This window comes from Mesorhizobium sp. M5C.F.Ca.IN.020.32.2.1, from assembly GCF_004023105.1.
Classification (GTDB): domain Bacteria; phylum Pseudomonadota; class Alphaproteobacteria; order Rhizobiales; family Rhizobiaceae; genus Mesorhizobium; species Mesorhizobium wenxiniae.
In genome coordinates, this window is the sequence record NZ_RZSX01001111.1 from 1 (window position 1) to 1,734 (window position 1,734).

At 62.6% G+C, this 1,734-nt stretch carries 1 protein-coding gene; it reads right to left on the minus strand.

The features are described from left to right. Positions 1–251: 251 nt before the first annotated feature. A partial coding sequence (gene ggt, locus EOA86_RS33395; RefSeq protein ID WP_127212460.1) for a gamma-glutamyltransferase occupies positions 252–1,734 on the minus strand: 1,483 nt, incomplete at its 5' end.

A 1,734-nucleotide genomic window follows, 5' to 3' on the forward strand; every position in this document is an offset into this window, starting at 1 on the left:
TCTATGCCTTGTTCGTCGGCATCGCGGCGGTGATGCTGATTGCGTCCACCATAACGCTGGTCATCTGATGGTCTGCCGATATTTAGATGATGCCGGCCTGCGAATGGCGGTCTCCTGCACTTCCGGTACTCGCGTACCGAAAGTACGCTCCGTTCCGGTTCTCGGAAACCACGCAGTCTGGTCGCTTCGCGCCCGTCTTCGACTCCGGCTCGGCCTGACCTGAATCTCAACAGACCCGGGGCGCACGAAATTTAATATCCGATCGCCTCGCCGGATGCGGCGCGGCTGTCGATAGCGCCGTTGTAGCGGGCGCCGCCGCCCTTCTCGATCTCGGCCAGGCTCTTGCCGCCGACCAGGATGCCGGCCGCCTGGCCCCAGGTCGCCTCGGTGACATCGAGGTGGTAGCCCATGCCGGCAAGCAGCTTTTCGGTATCGGGCGACAGGCCGAACGGTTCGATATAGACCGTGTCTGGCAGCCACTGGTGGTGGATGCGCGGCGCGTCGATCGCCTCCTGGATGTTCATGCCATGATCGACAACGTTGACGATCGCTTCCAGCGTGATGGTGATGATGCGCGAGCCGCCGGGGCTGCCGATGACCATGAACGGCTTGCCGTCTTTGGCCACGATGGTCGGGCTCATCGACGACAGCGGCGTCTTCCTCGGCTCGATCGCATTCGCCTCGCCCTGTACGAGGCCGTAGAGATTGGGCACGCCCGGTTTCTGGGTGAAATCGTCCATCTCGTTGTTGAGCAGGATGCCGGTGCCGTCGGCGACGACGCCGGCGCCGAACGAACCGTTCAGCGTATAGGTTACCGCGACGGCGTTGCCGTCATTGTCGACGATCGAATAATGCGTCGTCTCCTGGCTCTCGCCAAAACCCTTCGGCATCAATTCCTGCGACACGCCGGCCCGGAACGGATCGATCTTTTCACGGATTTCTTTTGCATAGGCCTTGTCCAGCAGCTTTTCGACCGGATTGTCGACGAAGTCGGGATCGCCGAGCGCCGAATTGCGGTCGACATAGGCATGGCGCATTGCCTCGACCATGATTTTGACGGTTTCGGCGGAACCCGCGCCAAGATAGGACAGCGGATAGAATTCCAGTACGTTGAGGATCTCGCAGATGATGGCGCCGCCCGAGCTCGGTGGCGGCGAGGAGGTGATCTCATAGCCGCGGTAATTGCAGGTCACCGGCTCGAGCTCGCGGACCGCGTAGTTCTCGAAATCCGCCTTGGCCAGAATGCCGCCCTTCTCCGCGCTGGCCCTAACGATGCCGTCGGCGATCGGTCCTTTGTAGAAGGCATCTCGACCTTGCTCCGAAATCGCTGAGAGCGAGGCGGCGAGATCAGCCTGAACAAGGCGCTCGCCGATGGCATAAGGCTTGCCGTCCGGCTTCAGGAAGATGGCAGCCGCGGCCGCGTTCTTGGCCAGCCGTTCGGCGCCGCGTTCGAGCGAGGCGACATCGCCCTGCTCGAGCACGAAGCCGTCCTTGGCATAGCGGATGGCCGGCGCCATCAAGTCCTGCCGCGTCAGCGTGCCGTATTTTTCCCGTGCCGTTTCAAAACCGGCCACCGAGCCCGGCACGCCGACCGCGAGATAGCCGTCAAGGCTGGCGCCCTTCACCGGCTCGCCGTCCTTGTCGAGATACATGGTCTTCGTCGAGGCGAGCGGCGCCCGCTCGCGGAAATCGAGGAAGGTCGAGCGGCCGTCCTTGAAGCGGATGGTCATGAAG